Source organism: Williamsia sp. MIQD14 (assembly GCF_051025635.1).
Taxonomy (GTDB): domain Bacteria; phylum Actinomycetota; class Actinomycetes; order Mycobacteriales; family Mycobacteriaceae; genus Williamsia_A.
Genome location: NZ_JBPFDG010000004.1, coordinates 1 through 26,004 on the forward strand (window position 1 = coordinate 1; position 26,004 = coordinate 26,004).

A 26,004-nucleotide genomic window follows, 5' to 3' on the forward strand; every position below is an offset into this window, starting at 1 on the left:
TGGACAGACCTGCCCGGGGAACACCGGATCGAAATGCCGGTTCCACCACAACCTCAAAACCCACACGACGTTCCTTGACGACCAGACCACCGGCCGCGACGGACGCACCGAACGGGTCATCATCACTCCCGAAGGCCGCACCGTGCCCGGTCCCGCGTTCGACGGCACCGACCTGTTCCCCGCACTCAAAGACATCCAGTTCACCGCCCCCGAACACGCACCACCCACCACTTCCCACGAAGCAGAACCTGCACCCACCAGACGCCGACCACGCCTGGCCGACAAACACGCCCACCGACAGACCGAACGCGAACACAACCGCCGCATCCGCGACGCCGAACAGCAGGCCGCGCGCGAGGCGGAAGCAGACGACCCACCGCCGTTCTGACACGCGACGAGGGGGAGCGCAATCGTGCGTCTACTCTTCTGCGCATGAGTCTGCGATACGACGTGGCCGGCGAGGGCCCGACACTTGTCCTGGTCCACGGCGTCGTTCACCGCAGGCAGGCGTGGGATCCGGTGCTCGACCTGCTGACCCCGTACCGACGGGTGGTGGCCGTCGACCTCCCCGGCCACGGGGAGTCCGACGACGTCGACGTCCTCGCCGCGGAACGGCTGCCGGTGTTCATCGAACGACTCTCGGAGTTGGTCACCGAGCAGAATTCGAACGGGCCGGTCCACATCGCGGGCAACTCGCTCGGTGGATACCTGGCACTGGCGCTCGCAGCCCGCGGCGACGTCGCCTCGGCGACGGCGCTGTCACCGGCCGGTTTCTGGAAGAACCACGCCGCCCAGGCCCGCAGCCTCGTCAAGTTCCGTGCGCTGCGCGCAGCCGCGGGCGCGATGGGCGATCAGGCGCCGAAAGCATTCCGCAGCAAGCTTATTCGCTACCCGTCGCTGGCGCCGTTCTTCGCCCACCCCAGCCGCATCTCGTACGAGAACGCGGTGATCGACGTCGGTTCGCTGCTCACCAACACGACACTCGCCGGCGGCGTCGACGCGCCGTTCGATCTGCCGCCGCTGACCTCGCCGCCGGTGCCGGTGACCGTTGCGTGGGGAACACGCGACCTGATCCTCCCGCACCGCGACCGCCACAATGTGTCCGCCCACTTCCCCCACGCCCGCATCATCTCGGTGCCCGGCGTGGGACACGTTCCCATGTCGGACAATCCGGGGCTGATCGCGTCAATCCTGCTCGCCGGCAGCCAACCCGCCGCACGCTCTCGATAACTCCGCGCGCAGCCGCTACCATCGTCGGCAGGCGCTCGCCGAGGCGCCTCCGGGTTCGCGGACAGGGCTGAGCCCACTCGGTGTGCGCCACCGGAGTACCCACACGCCCACTCCTTTCGGCCTGCCCCGCGGACCGCAGGCGACGAGAGGAGCCTGCCGTGGCACACCTTCCCGACAATCCCGATCTCGATCAACTGCGCACGCGCGCACGCGAACTGCAACGAGCCATCCGCCGCGACGACCCCGGTTACGCGTTGACGAGCGCACAGCGGGACCTGGCCCGCGAGCACGGCTTCGCCAGTTGGCCGCGCCTCGTGCGACACGTGCAGACCGTCGTGGCCCGCCGATGGACACTCGACGAGACTCGTCCCGCCGACACCGCGGCGGACACCTTCCTCGACCTCGCCTGCCTCACCTACCAACGCGACGAGTCGGGCAATGCCCACCGTGCACACGAGATGCTCGCGTCGGCGCCGCACCTGCGCGCCGCGAACGTGGCGACGGCCGCCGTCACCGCCGACGTGCCCGCCCTCCGAGAGTTGTTGGCGCGCGATCCCTCTGCCGCACGGAAGACGGTGGGACCTTTCGGCTGGACGCCGCTGATGTATCTCGCCTACGGCCGTCTCGACACCGACCTCGGCGACTGCCTCGAGTCCGCGCGCCTGCTGCTCGCCGCCGGCGCGGAGGTGAACGACGGTCGGTTCTTCGCGGGCCTGGCCACCCCGTTCACCGTTCTCACCGGAGTCTGCGGCGGGGGAGAGCGAGACCAGCCACCCCACCCACACGTCCTGCACCTCGCGCGACTGCTTCTCGAGGCGGGAGCCGACGCCAACGACGGTCAGGCCGTCTACAACCGCATGTTCGACACCGACGACACGGTGTACGCACTGCTGCTCGACCACGGACTCGGCCGCGGCGACGGCGGCCCCTGGCGCGCAGCACTTCCCGACGTCCTGCCCGCACCCGCGGACATCGTCGGCGGGTTGCTCGCGTGGGCGGTGACCCACGATCAACGCGACCGCGTCGAGCTGCTGGCGTCCCACGGCATCGATGTCGCAGCTCCGCTGCCCGACGGACGACGTCCGATCGACGTGGCCGTCGGCAACGGACATGCGGCGCTCGCTCATCGCCTCACCGCGCTCGGTGCCGCGATGCCGACGCTGACACCGGAGGAGGCCTTCGTCGCGGCGGTGTTGGCCGGCGACACGGCCGCCGTGGCCGACACGTCGGCGGAGGTGGTGTCCGCGGTTCGTGCCGCGCGACCGGCCCTGATGGTGTGGGCTGCCGCGCACGGTCGGGTCGACGCCGCGAACATGCTCTGCGACAACGGGTTCGACATCGACGCGATGGGCAGGTCGGACGTCGAGGTCGATCAGCCGTGGCAGACTGCGCTGCACACCGCGGTCGAACGCGACGACGCCTCGATGGTGGCCCGTCTTCTCGACCTCGGCGCCGATCCCTCGATCGCCGACGCCCGTTTCGACTCGACGCCGGCGCAATGGGCGCGTCACCTGGGCCACGACGACCTCGTCGACCTGTTCGAGGCGTGAGCGGCGATCAGCGGCGGGGAACCAGGCGGAGGTCACCGCCGAGGGTCACCAGGGCGTCGCCGTCGCGCAGTGCGTGATGTGCGACGCCGTCGGCGGTGAGACGTCGGCTCAGCTCGGTACAGGCGGCGCCCTCGCCATAGGTCCCGCCGACGTGGGGGACGAGCGGCCGGTCCAGAATGCCGAGCCCGCTCATGATCGGGACGTCGACCACGCCGGGGTCGTCCACCTCGGCGACGGCATCGAGGTCCGGCGCCAGCACGGCGGCGCCCGCGCTGTACCCGGCGTACCCGAGCGAACCGTCGTCGATCCGGCGGGCGATCACGGCGTCGGCGCCATGTGTCGCCATCGCCGACCGCAGCGCGAACGTGTTGCCGCCACGCACCCACAGCGCGTCGACAGCGGCGAGGCATGCGACGTCGGCGGCGTCGCGCAGGTCGAGTTCGACCGGCCGGAGCCCGAGGCGCCCGATCTCGCCCCGCTCGATCTCCCCGGCGAGCACACGATCGGACGGCCGGTCGTCGATCGCGTTGAGCACCACGCCGACCCGCGCCCCGCGCCCGGTCACCGACACCAGCAGATCGTCGTGACCGTCGACGCCGAGACACGTCAGGAACAGGCGCATGTCGACGAATGTAGTTCGCCGAGGCGAGCCGCGCGGTGACACCGACGGGCGTTGCGGTAGACACGGGAGCGACAGCATCGGGACAGATGGGTCCGGGTACGAGGAGGAGCGCAGCGATGAGTGGAGTCGAGGACCGGGTGGTCGTGGTGACCGGCGCCGGCGGTGGACTGGGACGCGAGTACGCGAAGCTGCTCGCGGCCGAGGGTGCGCTCGTGGTGGTCAACGACCTCGGCGGAGCCCGCGACGGATCCGGATCGGGATCGACGATGGCCGACACCGTGGTCGGTGAGATCACCGACGCCGGTGGCCGTGCGGTCGCCAACTACGACTCCGTCGCCACCGCGGAAGGCGCACAGGCACTGGTGCAGACCGCCCTCGACACCTTCGGCGCGATCCACGGTGTCGTGAACAACGCGGGCATCCTGCGTGACGGGTCCTTCCACAAGATGAGTGACGAGAACTTCGACGCCGTCATCAAGGTGCACCTCTACGGCGGATACAACGTCACCCGCGCGGCGTGGCCGCACTTCCGCGAGCAACGTTTCGGTCGCGTGGTGGTCGCCACCTCGACCAGCGGTCTGTACGGCAACTTCGGTCAGGCCAACTACGGCGCGGCGAAGCTCGGCCTGGTCGGGCTCATCAACACCCTCGCCGTCGAGGGGGCGAAGTACTCCATCACGGCCAACGCCGTCGCGCCGCTCGCCGCCACGCGTATGACCGAGGACATCGCCCCCGCGGAGATGCTCGAGAAGCTCTCGCCCGCGTTCGTCGCACCGGTCGTCGCGCAACTCATGAGCGAGGAATGCGCCGACACCGGCTCGATCTTCGAGGTCGGCGGTGGGCAGGTCGCCCGCGCCCAGATCTTCCACAACGCCGGCGTCCACTTCGACACCCCGCCATCGGTCGACGACCTCCGTGCTCAGTGGTCGACGGTCACCGACATGACCGCCGCGACACCGGGTTCCAACCCGCTGGGCTGATCGGCTGCGCGCCGCGTCAGGCGCGCACGGCCCGCAGGACGACGTCGTTGACGTGATGGGCCCCGCCGCCGACACCACTGTGGCGTCGCGGCCGCAACTCGTTGCGCACCACCGTCCACCCGTCGCCGAGGAGGGCCGCGACGTGGTCGGTGTGGTAGATGCTGTCGAGATCAGGCCCTCGCCAACGGTTGTCGTCACCCGACGCCGTCTCGGCGTGTTCGGCCTGGTGGCGGTGGATGTCGGTCATGTCGTGGGCGACCCACAGTAGCGTGCCGCCGGGGGCGACGATGTCGAGCAGCGCACGCATCGGGGCGTCCCCCTCGACGCGGATCATCGGGAAGTACTGCATCGAGACCAGGTCGAAGGTGCCGGCGGGGGGACCGTCGGCGGCGACGTCGCGCTGCTCCCAGGTGATCGAGTCCTGCGCACCGAGCGCGCGAGCCCGGTCGATCGCGACGCTCGAGATGTCGACGGCCGTCACCTGCCACCCCTGGGCGGCCAGCCACCGCGCGTCGTCACCCTCGCCGCTGCCCAGATCGAGTGCCCGCCCGGGTGTCACCGCGCCCATCTCGTCGACCAGCGCGCCGTTCGGATCGCCGCTCCACACCCGGTCGTCCTCGTCGTACCGGGCGTTCCAGAAATCCTCGTCCATGGGACCAGCCTACTGAGCGGTCGTGGCCGCCCGGACAGGATCACACCTGTACCTCAAGCCACTTCATGCCCTACCGTCACAGCATGCGAGTGATGCGAAGTCAACGACTGCGGCGGTGTGTCGCCACCTTTTCCGCGGTGATGGCGATGGTCGCGGCGGCACCGGCGGTGCAGGCGGCTGCCGACACCGGGCCCGATGTCTCGTCGTGGCAGCACGTGAACGGCACGCTCATCAACTGGTTCGCGGTGAAGGCGTCGGGTCAGGACATGGCCATGGTGAAGGCCACCGAGGGACTGAGCTACGTGAACCCGTACTTCGTGCCCGATTCGATCGGCATGCGGCTGGCCGGGGTCGCCCGCGGTTCGTACCACTACGCCGACCCGGCGCTTCCGGCGGCGCCGCAGGCGGCGCTGTTCTCCACCGTGACCCTCGGCATCAACGGTTACGGCGATCTGCCACCCGTTCTCGACCTGGAGAAGACCGGTGGTCTGGGGCCCGCCGCGCTGATCGCGTGGACGCAGCAGTACCTCGACACCGTCCGACTGCTCACCGGCAGGATGCCGATCATCTACACGTATCCGAACTTCTGGCGTACGGCGATGGCGAACACGAACGCCTTCCGCGGCTACCCGCTCTGGATCGCCGACTACAACGGTCGGTCGGCACCGGGCCCTCTGCCCGGCGGCTGGACCCGGTGGGCGTTCTGGCAGTACACGAGCAGTGCGTCGGTTCCCGGCATCCCCGGACGCACCGACATGAACCGCTACAGCGGTTCGCAGGGCCCACTGCGCGCCTACGCGAACAGCTGACCGGGGTCGCCGTCGTGCCCGGCGGCGGTAGGTTTGGCCCATGCGAGTGTTCACATCAGCAGACGACATCCTCGGTGCGGCGGGGGAGACCCTGGGTACCACCGACTGGTTGACCGTCACCCAGGAACGGGTGAACCAGTTCGCCGAGGCGACCGGCGACCACCAGTGGATCCACGTCGACGTCGAACGGGCGAAGGCGGAGAGCCCGTTCGGCGGGCCCATCGCCCACGGATACCTCACGCTGTCGCTGGTGCCGATGCTCGCGTGGCAGCTCTACAGCATCGAAAACGCCAAGCTGGGCATCAACTACGGCTCGAACAAGGTGCGATTCCCGGCGCCGGTGCCCGTCGGCTCCGAGGTCGCGCTGACCGCGGTGCTGACCTCGGCGCAGACCACGAAGGACGGGATGGTCGAGATGGTGGTCACGCAGACGCTCACCGTCCGCGACGCCCCGAAACCCTCGTTGGTCGCCGAGACCATCACCCGCGTCGCCTTCTGACGCGGCTCGCCGATCAGATCGAGGCGGTGGCCAGCGCCCAGATGACAGCCGGTGCATCCGCCTGCAGTTCGCAGGGGGTGCCCTTCGCGGCGCTCTGCAACGCGAGACCGTCGGCGTAGACCATCACGTGGGCGATCCGCGCGTCGGTCTCGGCGTCGGGCAGACCGGCTGCAGCGAACGCACGGACCAGCAGGCGCCGGTAGGCGGCCATGCAGCGGTCGGAGATCGCGGCGACGATCGGGTTGCGTGCCGACTCGGTGTACATCTCCAACTGCGCCAGCATCCGGGTCGGCTCGCAGTACGACGCACTGAAATCGGCGAACACCGCCGCCATCAGTTCGCGCGGGGTCATGGTGTCGAGCTCGGGCCGGGCCAACGCGGTGTCGCACTGTTCGACGACCGAGTCGGCGAACCGCGACAGGGCTGCGATCAGCAGGGCGTCGCGGTCGGCGAAGTGGTAGGTCGTCGACCCCAGCGACAGTCCCGCCGCTGCTGCGACCTCGCGCAGCGTGATCGCGTGGAGTCCCCGCTCACCGATCAGCCGCAGGGTCGCATCGAGTAGTACATCGCGTCCGGTACCCCGCGCGACCGTGGCACGGCCTGTGTTCATCTGTCGATCCCTCACCCTCACGCAATCCGATGTGGACTGCGGTCCACGTTGACAATATCTAATGAATCACTATTGATCCACAGTGTGCGCCGGGAACTGCTCACATGCACACATTCTGCCCCACACACGCCGAAACCCGGCTCCGCTCGCGGAGCCGGGTTCCCGTGTCGCCCGTTCGGGCGTCGAATACTCGTCAGAGGTTGCTGCCGCAGACCGGCCACGCGCCGGGTCCCTGCGAGGCGAGCACGTTCTCCGCGACGCGGATCTGCTCTTCGCGGCTGGCGGCCGCGGGGCTGCCGGCGCCGCCGTTGGCCTCCCAGGTGCTCTGGGTGAACTGCAGGCCTCCGGAGAAGCCGTTGCCGGTGTCGATCGCCCAGTTGCCGCCGCTCTCGCAGGCGGCGACGGCGTCCCAGTTGTGCCCGCCCTCGGCGGACGCGGTGCCGGCCATCAGGCCCAACGACGCAGCGGCCAGGACGCCGGTGACTCCTGCACGCAGGGTCAGGGTGCGGATGGTCGTGCTCATGGGTTCCTCCTCAACGCGCCGCGGTCGAGATGTCGGTGTGCGCGGCGCTCACGTTCTTCTCCCGCCCGTGGACTCTCTCGGGCGGTCGTCGAGACCGGGTGCGGGCCTGCTCGGCAGACCATCGGCGCGGGGCGACGAATGCACTCGATCTCGAACCGGAGGCGACGCTACAAACCGACACGGCGTGCGGTCACATCGAGAAACCGGCCGATGGGCAACCGGTGGGGCGGGCCTCGCGACGGCGTCGGATCGGCTCCGCGGCAGGTCGTCACGGCGAGTCGGCAGTCCGATGGACAGGTGGCCGGTCGGGTGTTTCCGTGACGAGGAACACCGTGTTCATGTGAACGGGGACACGTCCCGTCGACGGCTCAGCCCGTGCGGCGCAGCCCGTCGATGACCACGCGGACGAGCGGGCGACTGTCGGCGAGGTCGCCGTTCACCTGACACGTCATCGACAGTCCGCCGATGAGACGGAACACCTGGTCGGCGGTCACGTCGTCGCGGAACAGACCCTGCTGCTGCCCGGCCACGAGGATCGTCTCGATCATCGCGCGGGAGTTCTCGCGTGAGTCGACGAACACGGGCGCGTCGGCGCCGAGTTCGGCGAGGATGACCTCTTTCATGCCGCGCTTGGACGCCGCCGTGCGGAGGTACTCGTCGAAGACGGCGACCATCGCGTCGTCGGGGGCCATGGTCTCGCCGAACTGTCTGCCGTTGGCGACGATCTCCTCGGACTGGCTGCGATAGACGGCCTCGATGAGGGACTGGCGACTGGGGAAGTTGCGGTAGAGGGTGCCGATCCCGACACCGGCCTCGGCGGCGACACGCTCGAGCGGGGTGTCGACGCCACCCTCGGCGAACAGTGCACGGGCCGTCGCGACCAGCTTGTCGCGGTTGCGGACGGCGTCGGCGCGGGGCGCGCGCACGGCCGGGGTCGCCTTCGTCACTCCGACCTCCTTGTCGATGCGGGCAACGCGAGGTGTTGCCAAACGGAGGGAGCCTCCGTATTGTATCCGGAGGAAGCTTCCGTTTCGCGCTCGAGTGTACTCCGACCTCCTAGGGAGACCACACATGTCCATTCCCTCCATCCGCCGTTCCCCGGCCATGTCCGGCCGGGTGCCCGGCGCACTGTCCCGCCACCTCGGGACGCTGGTGCTCATCAGCGTCCTGGGGTGCCAACTGATGGTGGTCGTCGACGCGACCATCGTGAACGTCGCTCTCCCCGACATCCAACGCGCACTGGGCTTCTCGTCCACATCGTTGTCGTGGGTGCTCAACGCCTACACCCTGACCTTCGGCGGGTTGCTGCTGCTGGGGGCGCGCATGGGCGACATCCTCGGCCGCCGTCGCACGTTCCTCGGTGGACTCGGATTGTTCGTCGTCGCCTCGATGGCCGGCGGGTTCGCCGTCGACGGTGTCGCGCTTCTGGCGGCCCGTGCCGCGCAGGGTGTGGGCGCCGCGGTCGCCGCGCCCGCGGCCCTCGCGCTGCTCATGACGCGTTTTCCCGAAGGGCGGGAACGCAATCGAGCCCTCGGGTTGTTCACCGCCGTCTCCATCGGCGGCTTCTCGATCGGCCTCGTGCTCGGCGGGGCGCTCACGCAGTGGTTGAACTGGCGCTGGGTGCTGTTCGTCAACGTGCCCATCGGCATCGTCGTCCTCATCGCCGGAGCCCTGTCGCTGCCCGCCACCGAGCGCTCGCGCAAGCCGTTCGACCTGCAGGGTGCGCTCTACTCGACGGTCGGCATCGGCATGGTCGTCTACGGCCTCGTCAACGCCGCCGAGAAGGGGTGGTCGGATGCGGTCACCCTCGTCTCGCTGATCGTGGGTGTCGTGCTGCTGGCCGCCTTCGTCGTCGCCGAACGGCAGGCGGCACAACCGATCACGCCACTGCGGCTCTTCGCCAGCGTGCCACGGTCGGCGTCGTACGCCGGACGCCTGGTGATGGTCGCGGGCTTCATGGGGATGATGTTCTTCCTCACGCAGTTCCTGCAGGACGTGTTGCACTACGGCCCGCTGCAGACCGGTCTGGCCTACCTGCCGATGACCGCGTCGACGTTCGCCGCGACCCAGTTCTCGGCGCGCTACGCGTCGGTGCGGTTCTCCGCCCGGGCTCTGCTCATGGTCGGCTTCGGGCTGGCCATCGCCGGGATGCTGTGGCTCACCCAGATCCACCAGGGCTCGAGCTACCTCGAGTTGATCGGCCCGATGATCCTCATCGGTCTCGGCGGTGGGACGTCGTTCCTGTCGCTGACCACCGCGGCGTTGCGCGGGGTGGCCCCGGCCGACGCCGGCGCGGCCTCGGGGATGGTCAACGCGATGCAGCAGCTCGGCGGGACGCTGGGACTCGCCGTTCTCGTGACGGTGTTCGGGTCGGCGAGTGCGGCGGCCGGGGGAACGCCGTTGCATGCCTTCACCGCCGGTGTGCAGCAGACGTTCTGGGCCTCGGCGATCCTGCTGGGCGTCGGGATGGTGCTGATGGCGCTCACGCAGGGTGAGAAGCGCCGACGGTCCGCCGGGAACGCTCCCGAACCGGTCGCGACACCGGTCGAGGTCGGCTGACAGGAGGCGCCGGGCGACCACCGCCCCATGGAGAGACGAAGAAGGGCCCGGACGCACCCCTCGGTGTGTCCGGGCCCCTCTGCTGCTGTCACCGACGGCGGTGGCAGCACGACCTCACTTCAGTTCGGAGCTGGTCTTGTTGAGCACGCGGCGAGCGATCACCAGGTTCTGGATCTGCTGGGTGCCCTCGAAGATGTCGAGGATCTTCGAGTCGCGGGCCCACTTCTCCAGGAGCAGGTGCTCGGAGTAGCCCAATGTGCCGGCCAGCTCCACCGCGCGGGTGGTGACGTCGACGACGGTGCGTCCGGCCTTGGCCTTCGACATCGACGCCTCCTTGGAGTTCGGCTCCTTGTTGTCGGCCATCCAGGCGGCGCGCAGCATCAGCAGGTACGCGCCCTCGAAGTCGGACTCGAGGCGGATGAACTCCGCGGCCGCGGCGTGCTGGGACTGAGCGGGCTTGTCGTAGTCGATCTCGACACCGGCCTCCTCGAGCAGGCGACGGATCTCCTCGAGGGCGGCACGGGTGACGCCCACGGCCATCGCGGCCACCATCGGACGGGTGTTGTCGAACGTCTGCATGACGCCGCCGAACCCCTTCTTGGTGTCCACCTCGGGGGAACCGAGCAGGTTCTCCTTCGGGATGCGGCAGTTCTCGAAGCGGATCTGCGCGGTGTCGGACACCTTGATGCCCAGCTTGTGCTCGAGCCGCTCGATGGTGACGCCGGGGTGCTCACGGGGCACGACGAAGCTCTTGATGGCGGCGCGGCCGGCGCTCTTGTCCACCGTCGCCCACACGACGATGTGGGTGGCGCGCGAACCGGCGGTGACGTAGATCTTCTCGCCGTTGATGACGTACTCGTCACCGTCGAGTACGGCGGTGGTCGACACCGCCGCCGAGTCGGAGCCGAAGCCGGGCTCGGTGATGGCCATCGCGGCCCACACCTTGCCGAAGCTCTCGAGCTGCTCGTCGGTCGCGACCGCCGAGATCGCGGCGTTGCCGAGACCCTGGAACGGCATGCTCAACACCAGACCCACGTCGCCCCAGGACGTCTCGAGGACGTTGAGGCAGGCCGCCATGTTGCCGCCGTTGGCGACGGCACCCTCGGGCAGTTCTTTCTGCGGCTGTTTGCGGCCGCCGTCGGCGCCTGCGCCGGCCTGACCGGTCTCGGTGAGGCCGTCGTACAGGCTTGCCAGCGTGTCGAGCTCGATGGGGTAGTCGTGTTCGCGCAGGTCGTACTTGCGCGACACGGGGCGGAAGATGTTCGCCGCCGCCTGGTGTGCCTGATCGACGGTCACCAGGAGCTTCTTGGGCAGCTCGAGATTGATTGCCATTGTTTTCTCTTTTCGAGGAAGAAGTCGTTGGGGGAGTCGGGACGGTTACAGGACGACGATGCCTTCACCGATGGAGGCCGCACGCAGGTCGCGGTACCAGCGCTCCACCGGGTGCTCCTTGGTGAAGCCGTGGCCACCGAGCAGCTGCACACCGTCGGAACCGATCTGCATGCCCTTGTCGGACACCAGCTTCCGGGCCAGCGCCGCCTCGCGGGCGTACGACAGCCCCTGCTCGGCGCGCGAGGTGCCGCGCTGGGTGACCAGTCGCAGCGCGTCGAGTTCGGTGGCCATCACGGCGACGGGGAACGCGACACCCTGGCGGTTGGAGACCGGCTCGCCGAAGGCCACACGGTCGTTGACGTAGGGGACCACGTAGTCGAGCACGGCCTGAGAGGTGCCGACGGCCAGCGACGACCAGCCGAGCCGGGCGAGACGGACCACGTCGCGGTAGGCCGCGAACGCCGCGTCACCCTCCTCCTCGCCGAGCAGAGCCGACTTGGGGACCGACACGTTGTTGAGCACCACGCGCCCCATCCCGGCCGCGCGCACACCCATGCCGGGGTCCGCCTCGATGATGAGGCCCTCGGTGTCGGCCTCGACGAGGAAGAGCGCCGGGCGGCCGTCGAGGTTGGCGCCGATGACGAACAGCTCCGACGAGCCCGCGGCGGGAACGAACGACTTCACGCCGTCGAGCTTGTAACCGCTGGGCGCACGGGTCGCCTTGGTCTTGATGTCGAAGGCGTCGAACAGGGCGCGGGGCTCGGCGATGATCACCGAGGACTGCGGGACGTTCTCCCCGGCGTAGTCGGGGAGGTAGGTCTTCTGCTGTGCGTCGCTGCCGTACTGCGTCAGGGTGGTCGCGACACCGCTCGGCGCGAGCAGGGGGATGGCCAGACCCATGTCGCCGTAGGACATCGCCTCGGCGACGAGACCATTGGTGACGACTCCGCGCTCACTCGCCGCACCGTCGAACTCCTCGGGGACGTTGATGGTGGTGATGCCGAGCTCGGCGAAACGGGTGAGCAGCTCGGCCGGCGCGGTGGCTGCCTCATCGGCGTCGTGCGCGGCCGGACGCAGGATCTCCTCCGAGAACTCCCGCGCGGTGTCGGCGATCATCTTCTGCTCGTCATCCGGGGCGATGTTGAAGTAGTCCTTGCCCGGGGTCGACAGTCGCTTGGGCGATCCGCCGCCCTGCACCGACTTGAAGGCGCGGCTCGCGGCGCCGAGGGTCTGGAAACCGCTCTTGGTGCCCTGGTAGGCGACACGGTTGATCGGCTCGCGGAGGCCGAAGCGGTCGGCGATGTCCGATCCGGTGAGAACGGTCAGGAACCGCATCGCGGCGCCGATCGCATTCGTCTTCGGGGGGTTCTTGCCGACCGCGGAGGTGTCGCGCGGCTCAGTGTGAGTAGACATTTCGCACCTACAGTTTCGTGGTCGATGTTCTGGGCTGGACGGCGCCGCGCCGGCGGGCCCGAAGGCTCCCGACTTGCGCCGATGCCGATCTTACTCGGCAGTAAGATGTACCTTACCGACCGGTAAGGAAGATGTCACCACCCATTTCGACGACGTGCGGTGATCTGGGTGGGATCCAATGTGTCGTCTCGGCCGATTTGCCGGGGTTCGGTGTCTTAATCTGTTGCGCATGACGCAACCACCCATGGGCAAGCCGATGCAGCCGCCGTCGGGTCCCCAGAACGACACCTTCTACGCCGCGATCCTGGGCCAGGAGCAGGGTCCGATGACCTACTTCGACCTGCAGAACCTCACCCGCACCGGTCAGCTCAAGCCCGAGATGCAGGTGCGCACCACCACGAGTTCGTGGTTCCCCGTCTCGCAGGTGCCGGGGCTGTTCTCCGACAAGGACTGGCTGACCACCGTCCTCATCTCCTTCTTCCTCGGGTCCCTGGGCATCGACCGCTTCTGGCTGGGCTACACCGGTCTGGGCATCCTCAAGCTCATCACCTGTGGTGGACTCGGCGTGTGGTCGCTGATCGATTTCATCCTGATCATCCTGCGCAAGGTGCCCGACTCGAACGGCGTCCCGCTGCGGTGACGTCCGCGCCGGCCCCGACCACCGCGAACACCGGGCACGACGTCGACCGCGACGGCGGTGTCGGTGCGCGGGCGTCGGTGCTGATCGCCGCCGCCGTCGGTGCGGGAGCGATCGCCGCGGCCGTGTCGCTGCCCCGGTCGATGAGCACGTCGGGTCCGGTGTTGTGTCCTTTCCGGATGGTCACCGGTCTGCCCTGTCCCGGGTGCGGCCTCACCCGCAGCTGGATCGCCCTGGGACACGGCGATGTCGGTATCGCGTTCTCCTACAACGCCTTCGGGCCCATCAGCATGGCGTTCGTCGCCGCGATGGTCGCGCTGACCCTCGCGGTCGCCCTCGCCGGCCCCGCGCGGATCGGTCGGGTCGTCGGTGTCGTGCGGCATCCGCTGGTGTGGCTCGTCGCCGGGGCCTGGATCGCCTACGGGGTGGCGCGGGCGATCGACTCGGCCGTCGGCACCGGGTGGTTCCCGCCCGTCACCTGAGTCCCGCGATGATCCCGAGGCCCTCGACGACGGCGTCGTGGAGCAGGCCGTTCGTGGCCACCGCGCTGCCGCCGTGCGGTCCCGGCGCCCCGGTGAGGTCGGTGAACACCCCGCCCGCCTCGCGGACCAGCACGTCGAGGGCCGCGAGATCCCACAGCGACACCTCGGGTTCGGCGGCGATGTCGACGGCACCCTCGGCCACCAGGCAGTAGTTGTAGAAGTCGCCGTATCCGCGCACCCGCCAGACGGCGTCGGTGAGGGCGATGAACCGGTCGCGGGCGCCGCGATCGGCCCACCCGCTCAGGCTCGAGAACGCCAGACTCGAGGACCCCATCTCGGCCACCTTCGACACCGTCAGTCGCCGTGGCTCACCGCCGTCGACACATGCGAATGCGCCCTCGCCGTCGGACGCCCACCACCGGCGGTGCAGTGCCGGGGCAGACACCACACCGAGCACCGGCCGACCGTCGACGAGCAGGCTGATCAACGTCGCCCACACCGGGACGCCGCGCACGAAGTTCTTCGTCCCGTCGATCGGATCGACCACCCACTGGCGACCCGCGAGGCTCACCGCGCCGCCGAACTCCTCGCCCAGCACGGCGTCGTCGGGTCGGTGCTCGGCGAGCACGCCGCGCACGTCGGTCTCCACCGCGAGATCGGCGTCCGACACCGGCGTCAGGTCGGGCTTGTCGGAGACCTGCAGATCCAGTGCCCCGAAGCGGGCCGTGGTGATCGCGTCGGCGCGGTCGGCCATCTCGAGGGCCAACTGCAGATCAGACGGGTGCGATGCCATGCCCGGTAGGCTACTGGGCAGTTCGGGCGAGGCGAATTGTCCGAATCGAACCCCGCCGGTGCATCGGCCGGGACGAGGGAGAGGTGGACGCCGGAGATGGTCTCGGTCGTGTTGTTCGTCATGTTCGCGGCGTTGCTGACGTTCATGGTGCTCCAGTGGCGACGGGGACGCGCCGGCGGAACCGGCGGTCTGTTCGGCGGTGGCGGGGCCGGTGCCGGCTTCGTCCAGGGCACGCTGACCGTCACCGGCGTGAGCGACCGGCCCGACGAGGGCGACCGGAACGATCAGATGTACTGCACCGTCTCGGGCACGATCATCGGCCCCGACACCGCGCCGACGAACGTCTACGGGCACATGGTCGTCACCGGCAAGACGCCGTGGCCGCAGATCGGCGCCGACATGCCGGTCGTCTACAAGCCCGGCAAGACCGACACCAGCTGGCGTTTCGGCAGCCTCGAGGTCCCGCCCGCCGTCTGAGGCCCTGCTCGACCCCGACCGTCACCCCGCTGTGGGCGGCGCGTCGCCCCGCAACACGTAGCCTGGTGAACCGTGCAACCCGACGTACAGACTGACCTCGACTCCCTCGACACCACCCTGACCACGGTCGAGAAGGTGCTCGATCTCGAGGAACTCGCCCGCCGCATCGACGAACTCGAGCACCAGGCGGCCGATCCCGAGCTGTGGAACAACCAGGAACACGCCCAGCAGGTGACCAGCGAGCTGTCGCATGCCCAGGGTGAGTTCCGTCGGGTCACCGCCCTGCGCAGTCGCCTCGACGATCTCCCCGTCCTCTACGAACTCGCCGAGGACGAGGAGGGTGATGACCGCACCACCGGCCTCGCCGACGCCGACGCCGAGCGCGCCTCGCTGCGCGCCGACATCGAGGCGATGGAGGTCAAGACCATGCTCGCCGGCGAGTACGACGCCCGCGACGCCCTGGTCAACATCCGTTCCGGTGCCGGCGGTGTCGACGCCGCGGACTGGGCCGAGATGCTGATGCGCATGTACATCCGCTGGGCAGAGAAGCACGACTACGGCGTCGAGGTCTACGACACCTCCTACGCCGAGGAGGCCGGTCTCAAGAGCGCCACGTTCGCGGTGAAGGGGCCCTACATGTACGGCACCCTCTCGATCGAGATGGGCACGCACCGCCTCGTGCGGATCAGCCCGTTCGACAACCAGGGCCGCCGTCAGACCTCCTTCGCCGAGGTCGAGGTGCTGCCCGTCGTCGAGACGACCGATCACATCGACATCGATGAGAACGACCTGCGCGTCGACGTCTACCGGTCGTCGGGTCCGGGTGGGCAGTCGGTCAACACCACCGACTCGGCGGTGCGTCTGACGCACGTCCCGACCGGCATCGTGGTGACCTGTCAGAACGAGAAGAGCCAGCTGCAGAACAAGGTCGCCGCCATGAAGGTGTTGCAGGCCAAGCTGCTCGAGGTCAAGCGCAAGGAGGAGCGCGCCGAGATGGACGCCCTCAAGGGTGACGGCGGTTCGAGCTGGGGCAACCAGATGCGTTCCTACGTGCTCCACCCGTATCAGATGGTCAAGGATCTCCGGACCGAGTACGAGGTGAACAACCCCACCGCGGTCCTCGACGGCGATCTCGACGGCTTCATCGAGTCCGGCATCCGGTGGCGGATGGCCTCGGCGGACAGCTAGGAACCGGCGATGCGCGAATCCGTCTACATCACCGCATGGACGCCGGCCGGTACCGACGACCTGGTGCGCACGTTGTCGTTGCGCGGACTCCCGATCATCCTGCTGATCCTCGCAGCGCTGATCGCGACCCGCGCCATCCAGTGGGCCACCGCGCGCATCACCGGCCGCATCGACCAGGGCTTCAAGAACAGCGACGAACTGGTCCGGTCGGAATCGGAGAAGCACCGCCACTCGGTCGCACAGGTGATCTCATGGGTGGCCATCGTGATCGTCTATCTGGTGGTCGGGTTCAACATCATCCGACTTCTGAACGTCCCCATCACCGGATTCGTGGCGCCGGCAACGGTTCTGGGTGCCGCGCTCGGTTTCGGAGCTCAACGTATCGTCCAGGATCTGTTGTCCGGCTTCTTCATCATCACCGAGAAGCAGTACGGCTTCGGGGATGTGGTCGAGTTGGCGGTCGCGGGCGGTATCCCGCCCGCGGAGGGCACCGTGGAGGACGTCACCCTCCGGGTCACCAAGATCCGCTCGTCCGACGGCGAGGTCATCACGGTGCCCAACGGGCAGATCATCAAGGCGATCAACCTCTCGAAGGACTGGGCCCGGTCGGTGGTCGACATCCCGCTGCCCGCCGGCGCCGACATCAGTCGGGTCAACGAGATCCTGAGCACGATCGGTGAACAGACCTTCGCCGATCCGCGGATGCGGCCGCTCCTGCTCGACGCACCCACGCCGATGGGCGTGACGGACATGGAGATCGACGAGGTGACCGTCCGCATCGTCGCCCGCACCCTGCCGGGTAAGCAGTTCGAGGTGAGCCGAGACCTGCGCTCGCGGATCGTCCGCGCGTTCGGTCGAGCGGGTATCTCGCTGGCGCCGGGGGAGACCATCCAAACCGGGGCGATGGGTGCCCCCGCGCAGTCGGAGACGAGTTCATGACCACCCCGAACGCATCGTCGTCGGACAGCACCGAGACGCCGCACACGAAGACGATCCGCGAGCGGATCCCGAGCCACCTGTTCGGCGGTCGGCTCCGCACGACGACCGCGGTCCTCCTGATCGCATTCGCCGGGGTCCTGATGCTCTACGGCCAGCGGGCGGATCACTACAAGACCATCGATGAGGAGGCCGCCGCGGCCTCGGCGACCCGGACCGCCGCGCCGCGCACCACCGAGGACACACCGGAGTACACCGAGCCGGCCACCACCCGCAGCACGCCGCGATCGTCGTCGAGTGCTCCGTCGACCACCTCGAGCACCGGCGCCGAGACGTCGTCGACCGACGGCTCGCAACCGACCACGGCGACCACCACACCCGGCCTGCAGCTGCCGACCATCCCCGGCCTCGTGTTGCCCGGGCAGACGCCCACCACCACCCCGGCGCGCTGAGCAGACGCATCCGGCGGCGTCCGTCGGTGCGGGACACGTCTCCGGTGTGACTGTTGTGGCTAGACTGGCCGCCGTGATCAGCCTGGACAACGTCACGATGAAGTACAAGGCCTCCGGCCGACCCGCTCTGCAGGGCCTGACCCTCGACGTCGACAAGGGCGAGTTCGCCTTCCTGATCGGCCCGTCCGGCTCGGGGAAGTCGACCTTCTTCCGGCTGCTGCTGAAGGAGGACAAACCCACCAGCGGTGAGATCCAGGTCGGTCAGTTCCACGTGAACAAGCTGCCCAGCCGCCGGGTGCCGCTGCTGCGGCAGTCGATCGGCTGCGTCTTCCAGGATTTCCGGTTGCTTCAGCAGAAGTCGGTCGCCGCGAACGTGGCGTTCGCCCTCGAGGTGATCGGGAAACCGCGCTCGACCATCGAGCGTGTGGTCCCCGAGGTGCTCGAGTACGTGGGCCTCGCGGGCAAGGCCGACCGCATGCCCTACGAGCTCTCCGGCGGCGAGATGCAGCGCGTGGCGATCGCCCGCGCCATCGTCAACCGGCCACTGCTGCTGCTCGCCGACGAACCGACCGGCAACCTCGACCCGACCACCAGTGAGGAGATCGTCGACGTGCTCGACCGGGTGAACCGCCGCGGCACCACCGTGGTGATGGCGACCCACGACCGTCACATCGTCGACGCCATGCGACGACGGGTGCTCGAGTTCGACATGGGGCGGCTCGTGCGCGACGACCAGCGCGGCGTCTACGGGGTCGGCTGATGCGCGCCAGTTTCATCCTCAGCGAGGTACTCAACGGTCTGCGCCGCAACGTCACCATGACGATGGCGATGGTCCTCACCACCGCGATCACCCTCGCGATGTTCGGCGGGGGACTGCTGGTGGTGCAGATGGCCGACAAGAGTCAGGACATCTTCCTCGACCGGGTCGAGATGCAGTTCTTCATCTCCGACACCGTCGCCGACGCTGACCCGGAGTGCCGGGCCGATCCCTGCGCGAGCCTGCGCAAGCAGATCGAGAACGAGCAGGGTGTCGAGTCGGTGTCCTATGTCGACCGAGCCGAGGCGTTCCGCGACGCGAAGACCAAGACCTTCGCCAACAGCCCCGACATCGCGTCGATGATCCGCGAGAACACGCTGCCCGCGTCGTTCAAGGTGCGCATGTCCGACCCCAACCGGTTCGGCGCGGTACTCGACAAGTACCGCACCGCCAACGGGGTCGACGGGGTCCTCGACCAACGCGAACTCGTCAAACGGATCTTCAGCGTGCTCGACGGTGCCCGCAACGCCGCCTTCACCATCGCGCTCGTGCTCGCGCTCGCGGCGATCCTGTTGATCGCCAACACCGTGCAGGTCGCGGCGTACACCCGCCGCACCGAGGTCGGGATCATGAGACTCGTCGGCGCCACCCGCTGGTACACGCAATTGCCGTTCCTCCTCGAGGCGGTGGCATCGGCGTTCGTCGGGTCGTTGCTCGCCGTCGCCGGACTGTTCGGCGCGAAGATCTTGTTCTTCGACCGGGCGCTCGGCGATCTCTACGGCGTGAACATCCTCGCCCGCATCACCCTGGGTGACGTCGTGTTCGTGTCACCGTGGTTGGTCATCGCCGGTATCGGGCTCGCGACGATCACCGGATACGCGACGCTGCGGTTCTACGTTCGTATCTAGGACGGGCTGCGCTGACCCGACCGGCGTCGGAGACCTCACACTCGCCTCGGACATGCTCACGCGCCGAGTCGGTTTCGGTGGCGTCCGGCATCGAGGTCGGCGAGCTGTTGATCGAGCGCGAACAGAGCATTCGGCACGGCGATGTCCGCGTGGGCTTCGACGCCGATGCGAACGATGTGTGGCTCGGGGTACCAGACCGCGTCGACACTGCTCGTGGTCGGAATCGATGCGTCTGCCCACGGCGCGGGCTGTGTCTGCCACCCGCATGCGAGCACTGTCGTGTCGATGTCGCGGAGGCGGGTACGGCGTGGTCCGAACTGTTCGGAAGGTCCGATGACGTCACCCAGACGTGCCACATCGATTGCGCCCCGCATCATGTGGTGGTTCAACCGCAGTGCGGAGGGGAGGTTCAACGCATTCGTGTGGCGGCGGAACGGGAACGCCTCGAGCGCGGCGCGCGAGACCGTCCGGAAGCGTGGCAGCGCGTTGACCGCCCGACACAACGGGACGATCGGCACCGCCCAGTGCCGTGGGGCGGTGCACTCGTCGATCTCACGGGCGAGCGATCGCGTCGGGGCACCGTCGGGGAGTGGGTAGCCGAGTTCGGCGAACCACGAAAACAGCAGTCGGGTCATGTGTTCGGGGTTGCACGGAACTTCGGCGCGGATCCGGCTGGAGAACCACCGGGCGAGTTCCGGGTCGTCGGGCAGGGTTGCCCGAACGCTGGGAAGTCGACCTGAGCGCGACGCGATGGTCACCCGGCACCCGCACTCGGCGAGGGCGAGTGCGGCTTCGACAGCACTGAGACCGGAACCGATGACGAGCACGCGCTGATCGTGGACATCGCGCAGTCGGGTGTCGAGGGGATAGGGCGAAGGAATGATGCGGTCGGAGTCGATGCCCAGACCGGCGAGTGTGTCGAGGAGTTCGGGCGGAACCGTCGGTTCGGTCAGGCCGCGGCACAGGAACATCGCGCGCAGGCCGTCGACTCGTGATCCTTCGGACTCCACGGTCAGCGATCGGCCGTCACGTCGGATGCTCACCACGGGTCCCAGGGCTTCGTGGAGCTCCCCCCGGTGGCGGTCCCGTAACCGCTGTGCGGTGGCGGCGACAGCGTGACCGATGACATCGCGACCGACGAAGTCGCGCGACGGTGACATGGGTGTGACCGCAGGGTCCCGAGGGGCCCCGCCCAGCGCCGAGAGGTACCCGGAGTTGGCGGCCGTGGAGGTGTTGCACGTGGTCCCGACACCCGTCGTGGAGAAGGCGAGGCTGCTGCCGAGGCGCCAGGAGTCGAAACAGTGGATCGCCACATCGTCGAGCCGGTCGACCAGACGGGCAGCGATCGCCGTCGCCGCGGCTCCCGCTCCTGCGATCCCCACCCGCGTCCGCATGTCAGCGGCTCCCGGCGGAATCGTCGACACGGGGACGTCCCGGCTCCTCGCGGCGCGTGCGGAGCTGCGCCCGGGTGGCGAGAACGGACGCGACGGTGGCTGCGGCCACCGGTCCCGTCGCCAGGATGTCCGCGGCCCCGAAACCGGCATCTGTGGCGAGGACGACCGCGGGAAGCGCCGAGATCAACCCGGCCGAGACATGTATCGGCGCGCGCGCGATGCCGTATTGGAGAGCGACTATCGGCACGGTGACGCAGAGCGCGGACGTGAGGACGAGTGCAACGCCTGCGTGCAGATCGGTCGGGACGCCGCCCGGACGAGCCACGAGCAGCGCGGCCGCGGTTGCCCAGCAGCCATGGAAGCGTACGGAGTTCACATACGCGGTCGTCGCCCCGTGCCGGGTCATCCGTGTGGTCGTGGTCAGCACACCGAGGGCGCACCCGCCCGCGATCGCCGCCATGGTGCATCCGAGAATCGCGTCTCCTCGGTGCGAGTCGGCGACCACCGCCACCACCATGGCCGAGCCGACGGCGATGACGTAGGCGGCGAGCGCGCTGTGGCGACGACGGCCCGTCCGGGTTCTCGACAGCGCCATCAGGCCGAGAACCACAGGCGCCATCGATGTCTCGACGACGGTCATCGCGGTCGGGAGTGCCATCGTGGTCGAGACATAGAACAGCCCGAACGCGCCTGCGGAGTAGACGTTGATCAGGAAGACGTCGCGCCGGCTCGCCCGTCCGGTCGACGACTGCCCGCACGCGCGGGTGATGCATCCGACGATGGCTGCGAGCGCGAACGCGATGAAGACGACGCACACCGACAGGCGCGGCGTCACACTGTTGCCCACCACCGAATTCCCCACGCCCTGACCGACGACCGCGGCGAGTACCACGGTGGCCGGGCCCGGCGTCCGCGACCGACCTGTCACGCCGCGGCCTCGATGTCGAAGACGGTGCCCGCCGCTTCCAGCGTGGCGATCTCCTCGACGATCCCGCGTGCGGCGCGGGCGTCGGCGGCGCGGAACCAGACCATCCCGAGACTGCCGGTGGTCACTCTGTTGTCGACGCTGACGGTGGCTCCGGCCGGGGGAAGTCCCCCTACGGCCACCACCCCCGGTACCGCCCTGATCGGGGTTGCGTCCACCGACCGGATGGTCCCGGAGACGTCTGCACTGAGCATGTACCAGCCCAACTCGTCGTGTCGGCCGGCTGGGATGGTCACCTCCTCGACCGATCCGCATCGAATCACCTCGGCGAACACGTCGGCCTGGCTGTACCCGCGAATCTCGCCATAGATGTCGGCCGGGATGGACGGGCCCATCATGCGCCCGTTGAACTCGACGAGCCGCGGCCCGGCCGTCGTCATCCGCACCTCGGTGTGGCCCGCGCCGAATCTGACACCGAGAGCATCGAGGCATGACAGCACGTACTCGACCGCGCGTTCGGCGTCGTCGCATCGTGGGTCGATCGTGTGGGCGGCGCGGATGGTCGGCGTGGTGGTCGACTCGTCGAGCGTGTACTCGAACACCTCTGTCACGAGGTGGCGGCCTTCGGCGGACACGGTGTTGACGAACAGCTGTGGCCCGCGGAGATACTCCTGCGCGGTGGCCCCGATGTTGATGTGCCCGAGGAGGCTGGTGGCCCCGATGATCCGATTCACCTGTGCGACGGCGGAGTCGAGGTCGTCGCAGATCGCGCACATGTCCGACCCGCCGCTCGTGGACGGCTTGACGACGATCGGGAACGGGATCCCGGTGAGCGCATCCCTCACGGCCGCACCACCAGATGCCGTGATCTCGACCGACCTCGGGCAGGGCACCGACCGCCGTGCCAGCGCGCGCATCATCTCGGTCTTGTTTCGCCGAGCGTGTGCAAGCTCGATCCTGTTGTGCGGCAGACCGAGTCGGTGAGCGACAACGTCGGCGAGGCTCACGCCCTGCTCTGATCCGGCCACCACCAGGCGCGGGGGTTGCCGTGCACACATCCGAGACAGGTCGTCGGGAATCGGCGGGCACGAGTCCCCTGTGCGGAGCACGAACGGATCGCTGACCCGATAGACCTGTACCGGTTCGCCGCGGGCGGTCAGCGCGCGCACCAGATCTGCACCACTCGACGAATCATCGATCACCAGCACCGTCACCGTGTATCCCTTCGACTGGTCCCCACAACAAATGTGACTGATCGTCAGGATATGACATTTCGTCAGAAAAGGCGATCATCGGGTTGCGCCCATGCACGCTCGACCGCGGCTTTTGTGCAGTTCATCGCGTAACTCCTTGACAGGTCGGCGTCCCATGGTGAAACTGACGGAGTGTCAGATTCAGTCAGCGATACAGAGTCCGTGCGCGAAGGATCCGAGACGGACGCATCGGGTGTACGGGTACCGCGCATCCAGCTCCGCATCCGGGAACGACATCTCGACTTCATCGAGCAATTCCTGGCCTACGTCGCCGATCACGGGGCGGCGCACGCAACTCTGGCCAACCTGGCCGAACGCAGCGACTACTCGAAAGCGACCTGGTACAACCACTTCGCGTCGGTGGACGAGCTCTGGAGTGCCGTGGCGTGCATCAACTCCGCGATGCAGCTCAGCTACTTCGGTGCATGTGCGGAGGTGGAACTGAGCGCCGATGCGCGAAAGATCTTGATCCTGTCGGCGTATCTCCAGCACAGCATCAGCAATCCGGTGATCTGGAAGCTCGCGACGATCCACCGCATGCGCGAGGCGCAGCCGTCGGAGGCGAAGGACGCGGCGCTGCTCGCGCTGGAGGGGCAGGTCCGCGCAACCGTCGTCGGGTTCATGCGGCAGGGCACCGGCTCGCGCCTTCCGGAGGCGACCGTGATCCGTCGAACCGACATCGCGCGGGCCCTGGTGTCCGGATTCGGGAACTTCGCGGCGCTCGGGCGCGAATTCCGATGGTCGGAGGCCGCTCGTGGCGAAGACATGCTGCACGCGATCGCCGTTCAGCTCGCCGACCTGGGGCTCGTCGAGAACCTCGAGTGCGACACCGAGGCCATCTGGGATCACGCCACCGCGATCGTCGCCGCGACGACGTCGCAGTGGCGTTCCGTCGCTCTCGACGCGCTCCCGGGCTCCGATCATCCTCTGCGGCGTTCCGACGCCGGATAACGCTCGATCACCCGTCAGATCCAGATCATCCGATCACCAGGAGAAGCCATCGTGACAACGACATTGAGCGCGCCGACCGCGGACACGACCTCCGCCGAAGGTGTGGCCACGCCCGTGCACACCTTGTTCGAGGCGCGCACCGCCCCACGGTTGACGTACCGCGACCTCGTCGACCTGGCCTCGGGAACGACGGCGGTCCTTCGCGTGCGCGACTTCTTTCCCGCCGATTACTGCTCGTCCCTGCTCGACCGGCTCGCGACCTGCGACATGGGATCCTACGACGAGACGGTGGTTCGGCCCCGGATCGCGAAACTCGGTCCGGCGGCGTACGACTACTACTTCGACGACGGGCTGTCCGACGACTATTGGGAGCACGCCGCGGAGTCGCACCGCACGCGACGCTCACTGTCCGACGACGACCCACTCGACCGTGCGACGAGGTCGATCAGGGCCGCATGGCCGGGCGGCGTCACCGCCGCCACCGTCGACGGCCGCCAGTTGTTCGCCGGCATGCTCCGCGAGATAAACCAGGGCGCGCGAATCCATTTCGACGAGGTCGTGCGCGAGTTCCCTGGAGTTCTCGATGAGACACCCATCATCCAGCTGGCCTTCAACTGCCACCTCAGCATGCCCGAGACCGGTGGCGAGGCGACGGTGTACCGACGGCGCTGGCGCCCCGAGGACGAGGGGTCGCGTGAGGGGTACGGGTACTCGTCCAGCGTCGTCGACGGAGAGCCGACGGTCTCGGTGCTGCCCGCACCCGGCGACGCCGTTCTGTTCGACCCGCGGAACTATCACCGCGTCGAGTCGTCCACCGGTGGCAGGCGAGTGACGCTGTCCTTCTTCCTGGGCATCACTGCCGTCGGTCGAATGATCATGTGGTCCTGAATGTCCGACGACACGGAGGGTGAATCGATGACCGTGACCGTGCCGGGTGCTGAACTACTCGGCGCCGACGACTTCGTCGGACGGCTGGAACCAGCAGTCGAACGTGACGTGGTGCGTACCGGCTCCCGAGCCTTTGTCGTGGATCCGGATTCGTCGGACACCGACGAGTTCGCGCGGCGGTATCACGTACCGCTCTCGTGCTGTGCGAACTGCCTGGTGACGGCGTCGGGCAAGGGTGAGAATCGGCGATATGCCATGGCCCTGGTTCCTGCGACGCTCCGGCTCGTGACCAAGGTGATCCAGCGTGAGATGGGCGGCAAGACGTCGTTCGCGCGGCCGGAGGCGGCAGCGGCGGTCACCGGAATGGAATTCGGCGCCATCACCCCGATGGGGCGGCCTGCCGATGTGCCGGTCTTCATCGCCGATGAGCTGCTCGCGCAGGAGTGGGTGATCGTCGGCGGCGGTGTACGCGATGTGAAGATCGCGGTCTCCCCGCGGGCGATCGTCGAACACCTCGGAGCCAGGATTCTGCCGGGACTGGCTGTGTCGCCCGCGGATTCGGCGACATGAGTATCGGTCTCGTCGGGTTGTGGGCGGTTGCCCTGGTCTCGCCCGGCCCCGACGTCGTGATGGTGGTACGCCAATCGATCGTCGACTCGCGGCGGGCAGGGATCATCACCGCCTTCGGGGTGGTCGCGGGGATCTCGGTGTGGATCGTCGTCGCGATGCTCGGGTTGTCGGCAGTTGTTGCCGGCAACCCGTCGATCTCACGTGCGCTCGAGATCGTCGGCGGCTGTCTGCTCGTCGCGATCGGATGCGTCGGTGGATGGCAGATCTTCCGCAGTCGCGGGAACACCTCCGAGCCGAGCCCCGACGCGATGTCGAACCGCGCGGGTGGATCGTTCACGCGAGGTCTCGTCACGAACATCGCGAACCCGAAGGCGCTGGTCTTCTTCGGTGCGCTGTTCGCCCAGTTCATAGGCGAACGAACGTCTTTCGTCGACTACGTGATCGTTCTCGCGGTCATGGTGGCCATGGCCATCGCATGGTTCACCGGGGTCGCGGTCGCCGCATCGTTCCGCGGCTTCGCCGCGCGATACGACCGGATGGCAACAGTCGTCGACACGGTCGCCTGCCTGGTGTTCGTGGCGGTGGGAGCGGGCATGGCCGCGCTGGCACTATGA

Annotated in this window: 29 protein-coding genes and 1 pseudogene; 19 read left to right on the plus strand and 11 right to left on the minus strand. The window is 68.4% G+C overall.

Annotated elements, in window-relative coordinates:
• The 3 genes and pseudogenes from ACQ7HM_RS14530 to ACQ7HM_RS14540 form a co-directional block, all read left to right on the plus strand.
• Positions 1-388 (plus strand): annotated as a pseudogene (locus ACQ7HM_RS14530) (HNH endonuclease); the annotation flags it as partial.
• A gap of 44 nt (positions 389-432) precedes the next feature.
• Positions 433-1,230: an alpha/beta fold hydrolase gene (locus tag ACQ7HM_RS14535; protein WP_434216969.1), complete on the plus strand. Its 798-nt coding sequence runs from the start codon at positions 433-435 to the stop codon at positions 1,228-1,230.
• 158 nt (positions 1,231-1,388) lie between these two features.
• Positions 1,389-2,780 carry a hypothetical protein gene (locus ACQ7HM_RS14540; RefSeq protein WP_434216970.1) on the plus strand — a complete coding sequence of 464 codons (1,392 nt, stop codon included), beginning with the start codon at positions 1,389-1,391 and terminating at the stop codon, positions 2,778-2,780.
• Between the two features lie 7 nt (positions 2,781-2,787).
• Here the strand turns inward: ACQ7HM_RS14540 and ACQ7HM_RS14545 are convergent, their stop codons facing one another.
• Entirely contained in the window at positions 2,788-3,402 is a 615-nt protein-coding gene (locus tag ACQ7HM_RS14545; protein WP_434216971.1) for a Type 1 glutamine amidotransferase-like domain-containing protein, read from the minus strand.
• A gap of 116 nt (positions 3,403-3,518) precedes the next feature.
• Between ACQ7HM_RS14545 and ACQ7HM_RS14550 the strand changes: the two genes are divergently transcribed.
• Positions 3,519-4,382 carry an SDR family NAD(P)-dependent oxidoreductase gene (locus ACQ7HM_RS14550; RefSeq protein WP_434216972.1) on the plus strand — a complete coding sequence of 288 codons (864 nt, stop codon included), beginning with the start codon at positions 3,519-3,521 and terminating at the stop codon, positions 4,380-4,382.
• A 16-nt stretch (positions 4,383-4,398) separates the two neighbouring features.
• Here the strand turns inward: ACQ7HM_RS14550 and ACQ7HM_RS14555 are convergent, their stop codons facing one another.
• Positions 4,399-5,034, minus strand: coding sequence for a class I SAM-dependent methyltransferase (locus ACQ7HM_RS14555; protein WP_434216973.1), 636 nt, complete (start codon positions 5,032-5,034; stop codon positions 4,399-4,401).
• A 92-nt stretch (positions 5,035-5,126) separates the two neighbouring features.
• On the opposite strand from ACQ7HM_RS14555, the gene ACQ7HM_RS14560 reads away from it, so the two are divergent.
• Together ACQ7HM_RS14560 and ACQ7HM_RS14565 are read left to right on the plus strand one after the other, a co-directional pair.
• Positions 5,127-5,843 carry a glycoside hydrolase family 25 protein gene (locus ACQ7HM_RS14560; protein ID WP_434217474.1) on the plus strand — a complete coding sequence of 239 codons (717 nt, stop codon included), beginning with the start codon at positions 5,127-5,129 and terminating at the stop codon, positions 5,841-5,843.
• Between the two features lie 40 nt (positions 5,844-5,883).
• Positions 5,884-6,342, plus strand: coding sequence for a MaoC family dehydratase (locus ACQ7HM_RS14565; protein ID WP_434216974.1), 459 nt, complete (start codon positions 5,884-5,886; stop codon positions 6,340-6,342).
• A gap of 13 nt (positions 6,343-6,355) precedes the next feature.
• Here ACQ7HM_RS14565 and ACQ7HM_RS14570 read toward each other — a convergent pair whose 3' ends face one another.
• The 3 genes from ACQ7HM_RS14570 to ACQ7HM_RS14580 all read right to left on the minus strand — a co-directional run bounded on the left by ACQ7HM_RS14570 (position 6,356) and on the right by ACQ7HM_RS14580 (position 8,422).
• Positions 6,356-6,952 (minus strand): TetR/AcrR family transcriptional regulator, encoded by a 597-nt coding sequence (locus ACQ7HM_RS14570; protein WP_434216975.1) that lies wholly within the window; start codon positions 6,950-6,952, stop codon positions 6,356-6,358.
• Positions 6,953-7,145: 193 nt separating this feature from the next.
• Positions 7,146-7,475: a transglycosylase family protein gene (locus tag ACQ7HM_RS14575; protein ID WP_434216976.1), complete on the minus strand. Its 330-nt coding sequence runs from the start codon at positions 7,473-7,475 to the stop codon at positions 7,146-7,148.
• A 368-nt stretch (positions 7,476-7,843) separates the two neighbouring features.
• Complete coding sequence (locus ACQ7HM_RS14580) at positions 7,844-8,422, minus strand: TetR/AcrR family transcriptional regulator (RefSeq protein WP_434216977.1); 579 nt, start codon at positions 8,420-8,422, stop codon at positions 7,844-7,846.
• A 124-nt stretch (positions 8,423-8,546) separates the two neighbouring features.
• Here ACQ7HM_RS14580 and ACQ7HM_RS14585 point away from each other — a divergent pair, with 124 nt between their 5' ends.
• Positions 8,547-10,034 carry an MFS transporter gene (locus ACQ7HM_RS14585; protein ID WP_434216978.1) on the plus strand — a complete coding sequence of 496 codons (1,488 nt, stop codon included), beginning with the start codon at positions 8,547-8,549 and terminating at the stop codon, positions 10,032-10,034.
• Between the two features lie 114 nt (positions 10,035-10,148).
• Here the strand turns inward: ACQ7HM_RS14585 and ACQ7HM_RS14590 are convergent, their stop codons facing one another.
• Complete coding sequence (locus ACQ7HM_RS14590; protein ID WP_434216979.1) at positions 10,149-11,366, minus strand: acyl-CoA dehydrogenase family protein; 1,218 nt, start codon at positions 11,364-11,366, stop codon at positions 10,149-10,151.
• A 45-nt stretch (positions 11,367-11,411) separates the two neighbouring features.
• Positions 11,412-12,779 (minus strand): acyl-CoA dehydrogenase family protein, encoded by a 1,368-nt coding sequence (locus tag ACQ7HM_RS14595; RefSeq protein ID WP_434216980.1) that lies wholly within the window; start codon positions 12,777-12,779, stop codon positions 11,412-11,414.
• A gap of 229 nt (positions 12,780-13,008) precedes the next feature.
• On the opposite strand from ACQ7HM_RS14595, the gene ACQ7HM_RS14600 reads away from it, so the two are divergent.
• Both ACQ7HM_RS14600 and ACQ7HM_RS14605 read left to right on the plus strand, forming a co-directional pair.
• Positions 13,009-13,419 (plus strand): NINE protein, encoded by a 411-nt coding sequence (locus ACQ7HM_RS14600; RefSeq protein ID WP_434216981.1) that lies wholly within the window; start codon positions 13,009-13,011, stop codon positions 13,417-13,419.
• Complete coding sequence (locus ACQ7HM_RS14605; protein ID WP_434216982.1) at positions 13,416-13,898, plus strand: DUF2752 domain-containing protein; 483 nt, start codon at positions 13,416-13,418, stop codon at positions 13,896-13,898. Before ACQ7HM_RS14600 ends, ACQ7HM_RS14605 begins: the two co-directional genes overlap by 4 nt.
• Here the strand turns inward: ACQ7HM_RS14605 and hisN are convergent.
• Positions 13,891-14,691 carry a histidinol-phosphatase gene (hisN, locus tag ACQ7HM_RS14610; RefSeq protein WP_434216983.1) on the minus strand — a complete coding sequence of 267 codons (801 nt, stop codon included), beginning with the start codon at positions 14,689-14,691 and terminating at the stop codon, positions 13,891-13,893. The two genes, ACQ7HM_RS14605 and hisN, sit on opposite strands and share 8 nt — an antisense overlap.
• Positions 14,692-14,787: 96 nt before the next feature.
• Here hisN and ACQ7HM_RS14615 point away from each other — a divergent pair, with 96 nt between their 5' ends.
• The 6 genes from ACQ7HM_RS14615 (at position 14,788) to ftsX (ending at position 19,409) form a co-directional block, all read left to right on the plus strand.
• Positions 14,788-15,168, plus strand: a complete 381-nt coding sequence (locus ACQ7HM_RS14615) for a hypothetical protein (RefSeq protein WP_434216984.1) — start codon at positions 14,788-14,790, stop codon at positions 15,166-15,168.
• 72 nt (positions 15,169-15,240) lie between these two features.
• Positions 15,241-16,356 carry a peptide chain release factor 2 gene (gene prfB / locus ACQ7HM_RS14620; protein WP_045823529.1) on the plus strand — a complete coding sequence of 372 codons (1,116 nt, stop codon included), beginning with the start codon at positions 15,241-15,243 and terminating at the stop codon, positions 16,354-16,356.
• A gap of 9 nt (positions 16,357-16,365) precedes the next feature.
• Positions 16,366-17,295 (plus strand): mechanosensitive ion channel family protein, encoded by a 930-nt coding sequence (locus tag ACQ7HM_RS14625; RefSeq protein ID WP_434216985.1) that lies wholly within the window; start codon positions 16,366-16,368, stop codon positions 17,293-17,295.
• Positions 17,292-17,744, plus strand: a complete 453-nt coding sequence (locus tag ACQ7HM_RS14630; RefSeq protein WP_434216986.1) for a hypothetical protein — start codon at positions 17,292-17,294, stop codon at positions 17,742-17,744. Before ACQ7HM_RS14625 ends, ACQ7HM_RS14630 begins: the two co-directional genes overlap by 4 nt.
• A gap of 73 nt (positions 17,745-17,817) precedes the next feature.
• On the plus strand, positions 17,818-18,504 hold the full coding sequence (gene ftsE / locus ACQ7HM_RS14635) for a cell division ATP-binding protein FtsE (RefSeq protein WP_434216987.1): 687 nt from the start codon (positions 17,818-17,820) through the stop codon (positions 18,502-18,504).
• The gene (ftsX, locus tag ACQ7HM_RS14640; RefSeq protein WP_434216988.1) at positions 18,504-19,409 is read left to right on the plus strand and encodes a permease-like cell division protein FtsX; all 906 of its coding nucleotides are present in this window, start codon (positions 18,504-18,506) and stop codon (positions 19,407-19,409) included. The genes ftsE and ftsX overlap by 1 nt, the downstream gene beginning before the upstream one ends.
• A gap of 56 nt (positions 19,410-19,465) precedes the next feature.
• On the opposite strand, the gene ACQ7HM_RS14645 is transcribed toward ftsX, so the two are convergent.
• Genes ACQ7HM_RS14645 through ACQ7HM_RS14655 form a run of 3 tightly spaced genes read right to left on the minus strand, consistent with a single transcriptional unit; the run spans position 19,466 to position 22,573 of the window.
• Positions 19,466-20,803 (minus strand): FAD-dependent oxidoreductase, encoded by a 1,338-nt coding sequence (locus ACQ7HM_RS14645; protein WP_434216989.1) that lies wholly within the window; start codon positions 20,801-20,803, stop codon positions 19,466-19,468.
• 1 nt (position 20,804) lies between these two features.
• Positions 20,805-21,731: a hypothetical protein gene (locus tag ACQ7HM_RS14650; RefSeq protein WP_434216990.1), complete on the minus strand. Its 927-nt coding sequence runs from the start codon at positions 21,729-21,731 to the stop codon at positions 20,805-20,807.
• Positions 21,728-22,573 (minus strand): hypothetical protein, encoded by an 846-nt coding sequence (locus ACQ7HM_RS14655; RefSeq protein WP_434216991.1) that lies wholly within the window; start codon positions 22,571-22,573, stop codon positions 21,728-21,730. The genes ACQ7HM_RS14650 and ACQ7HM_RS14655 overlap by 4 nt, the downstream gene beginning before the upstream one ends.
• Positions 22,574-23,143: 570 nt before the next feature.
• Here ACQ7HM_RS14655 and ACQ7HM_RS14660 point away from each other — a divergent pair.
• Genes ACQ7HM_RS14660 through ACQ7HM_RS14675 form a run of 4 tightly spaced genes read left to right on the plus strand, consistent with a single transcriptional unit; the run spans position 23,144 to position 26,004 of the window.
• On the plus strand, positions 23,144-23,932 hold the full coding sequence (locus ACQ7HM_RS14660; RefSeq protein WP_434216992.1) for a TetR/AcrR family transcriptional regulator: 789 nt from the start codon (positions 23,144-23,146) through the stop codon (positions 23,930-23,932).
• Between the two features lie 51 nt (positions 23,933-23,983).
• The gene (locus ACQ7HM_RS14665; RefSeq protein ID WP_434216993.1) at positions 23,984-24,820 is read left to right on the plus strand and encodes a 2OG-Fe(II) oxygenase; all 837 of its coding nucleotides are present in this window, start codon (positions 23,984-23,986) and stop codon (positions 24,818-24,820) included.
• 27 nt (positions 24,821-24,847) lie between these two features.
• Complete coding sequence (locus ACQ7HM_RS14670) at positions 24,848-25,390, plus strand: YbaK/EbsC family protein (protein ID WP_434216994.1); 543 nt, start codon at positions 24,848-24,850, stop codon at positions 25,388-25,390.
• Positions 25,387-26,004 carry a LysE family translocator gene (locus ACQ7HM_RS14675; RefSeq protein ID WP_434216995.1) on the plus strand — a complete coding sequence of 206 codons (618 nt, stop codon included), beginning with the start codon at positions 25,387-25,389 and terminating at the stop codon, positions 26,002-26,004. Before ACQ7HM_RS14670 ends, ACQ7HM_RS14675 begins: the two co-directional genes overlap by 4 nt.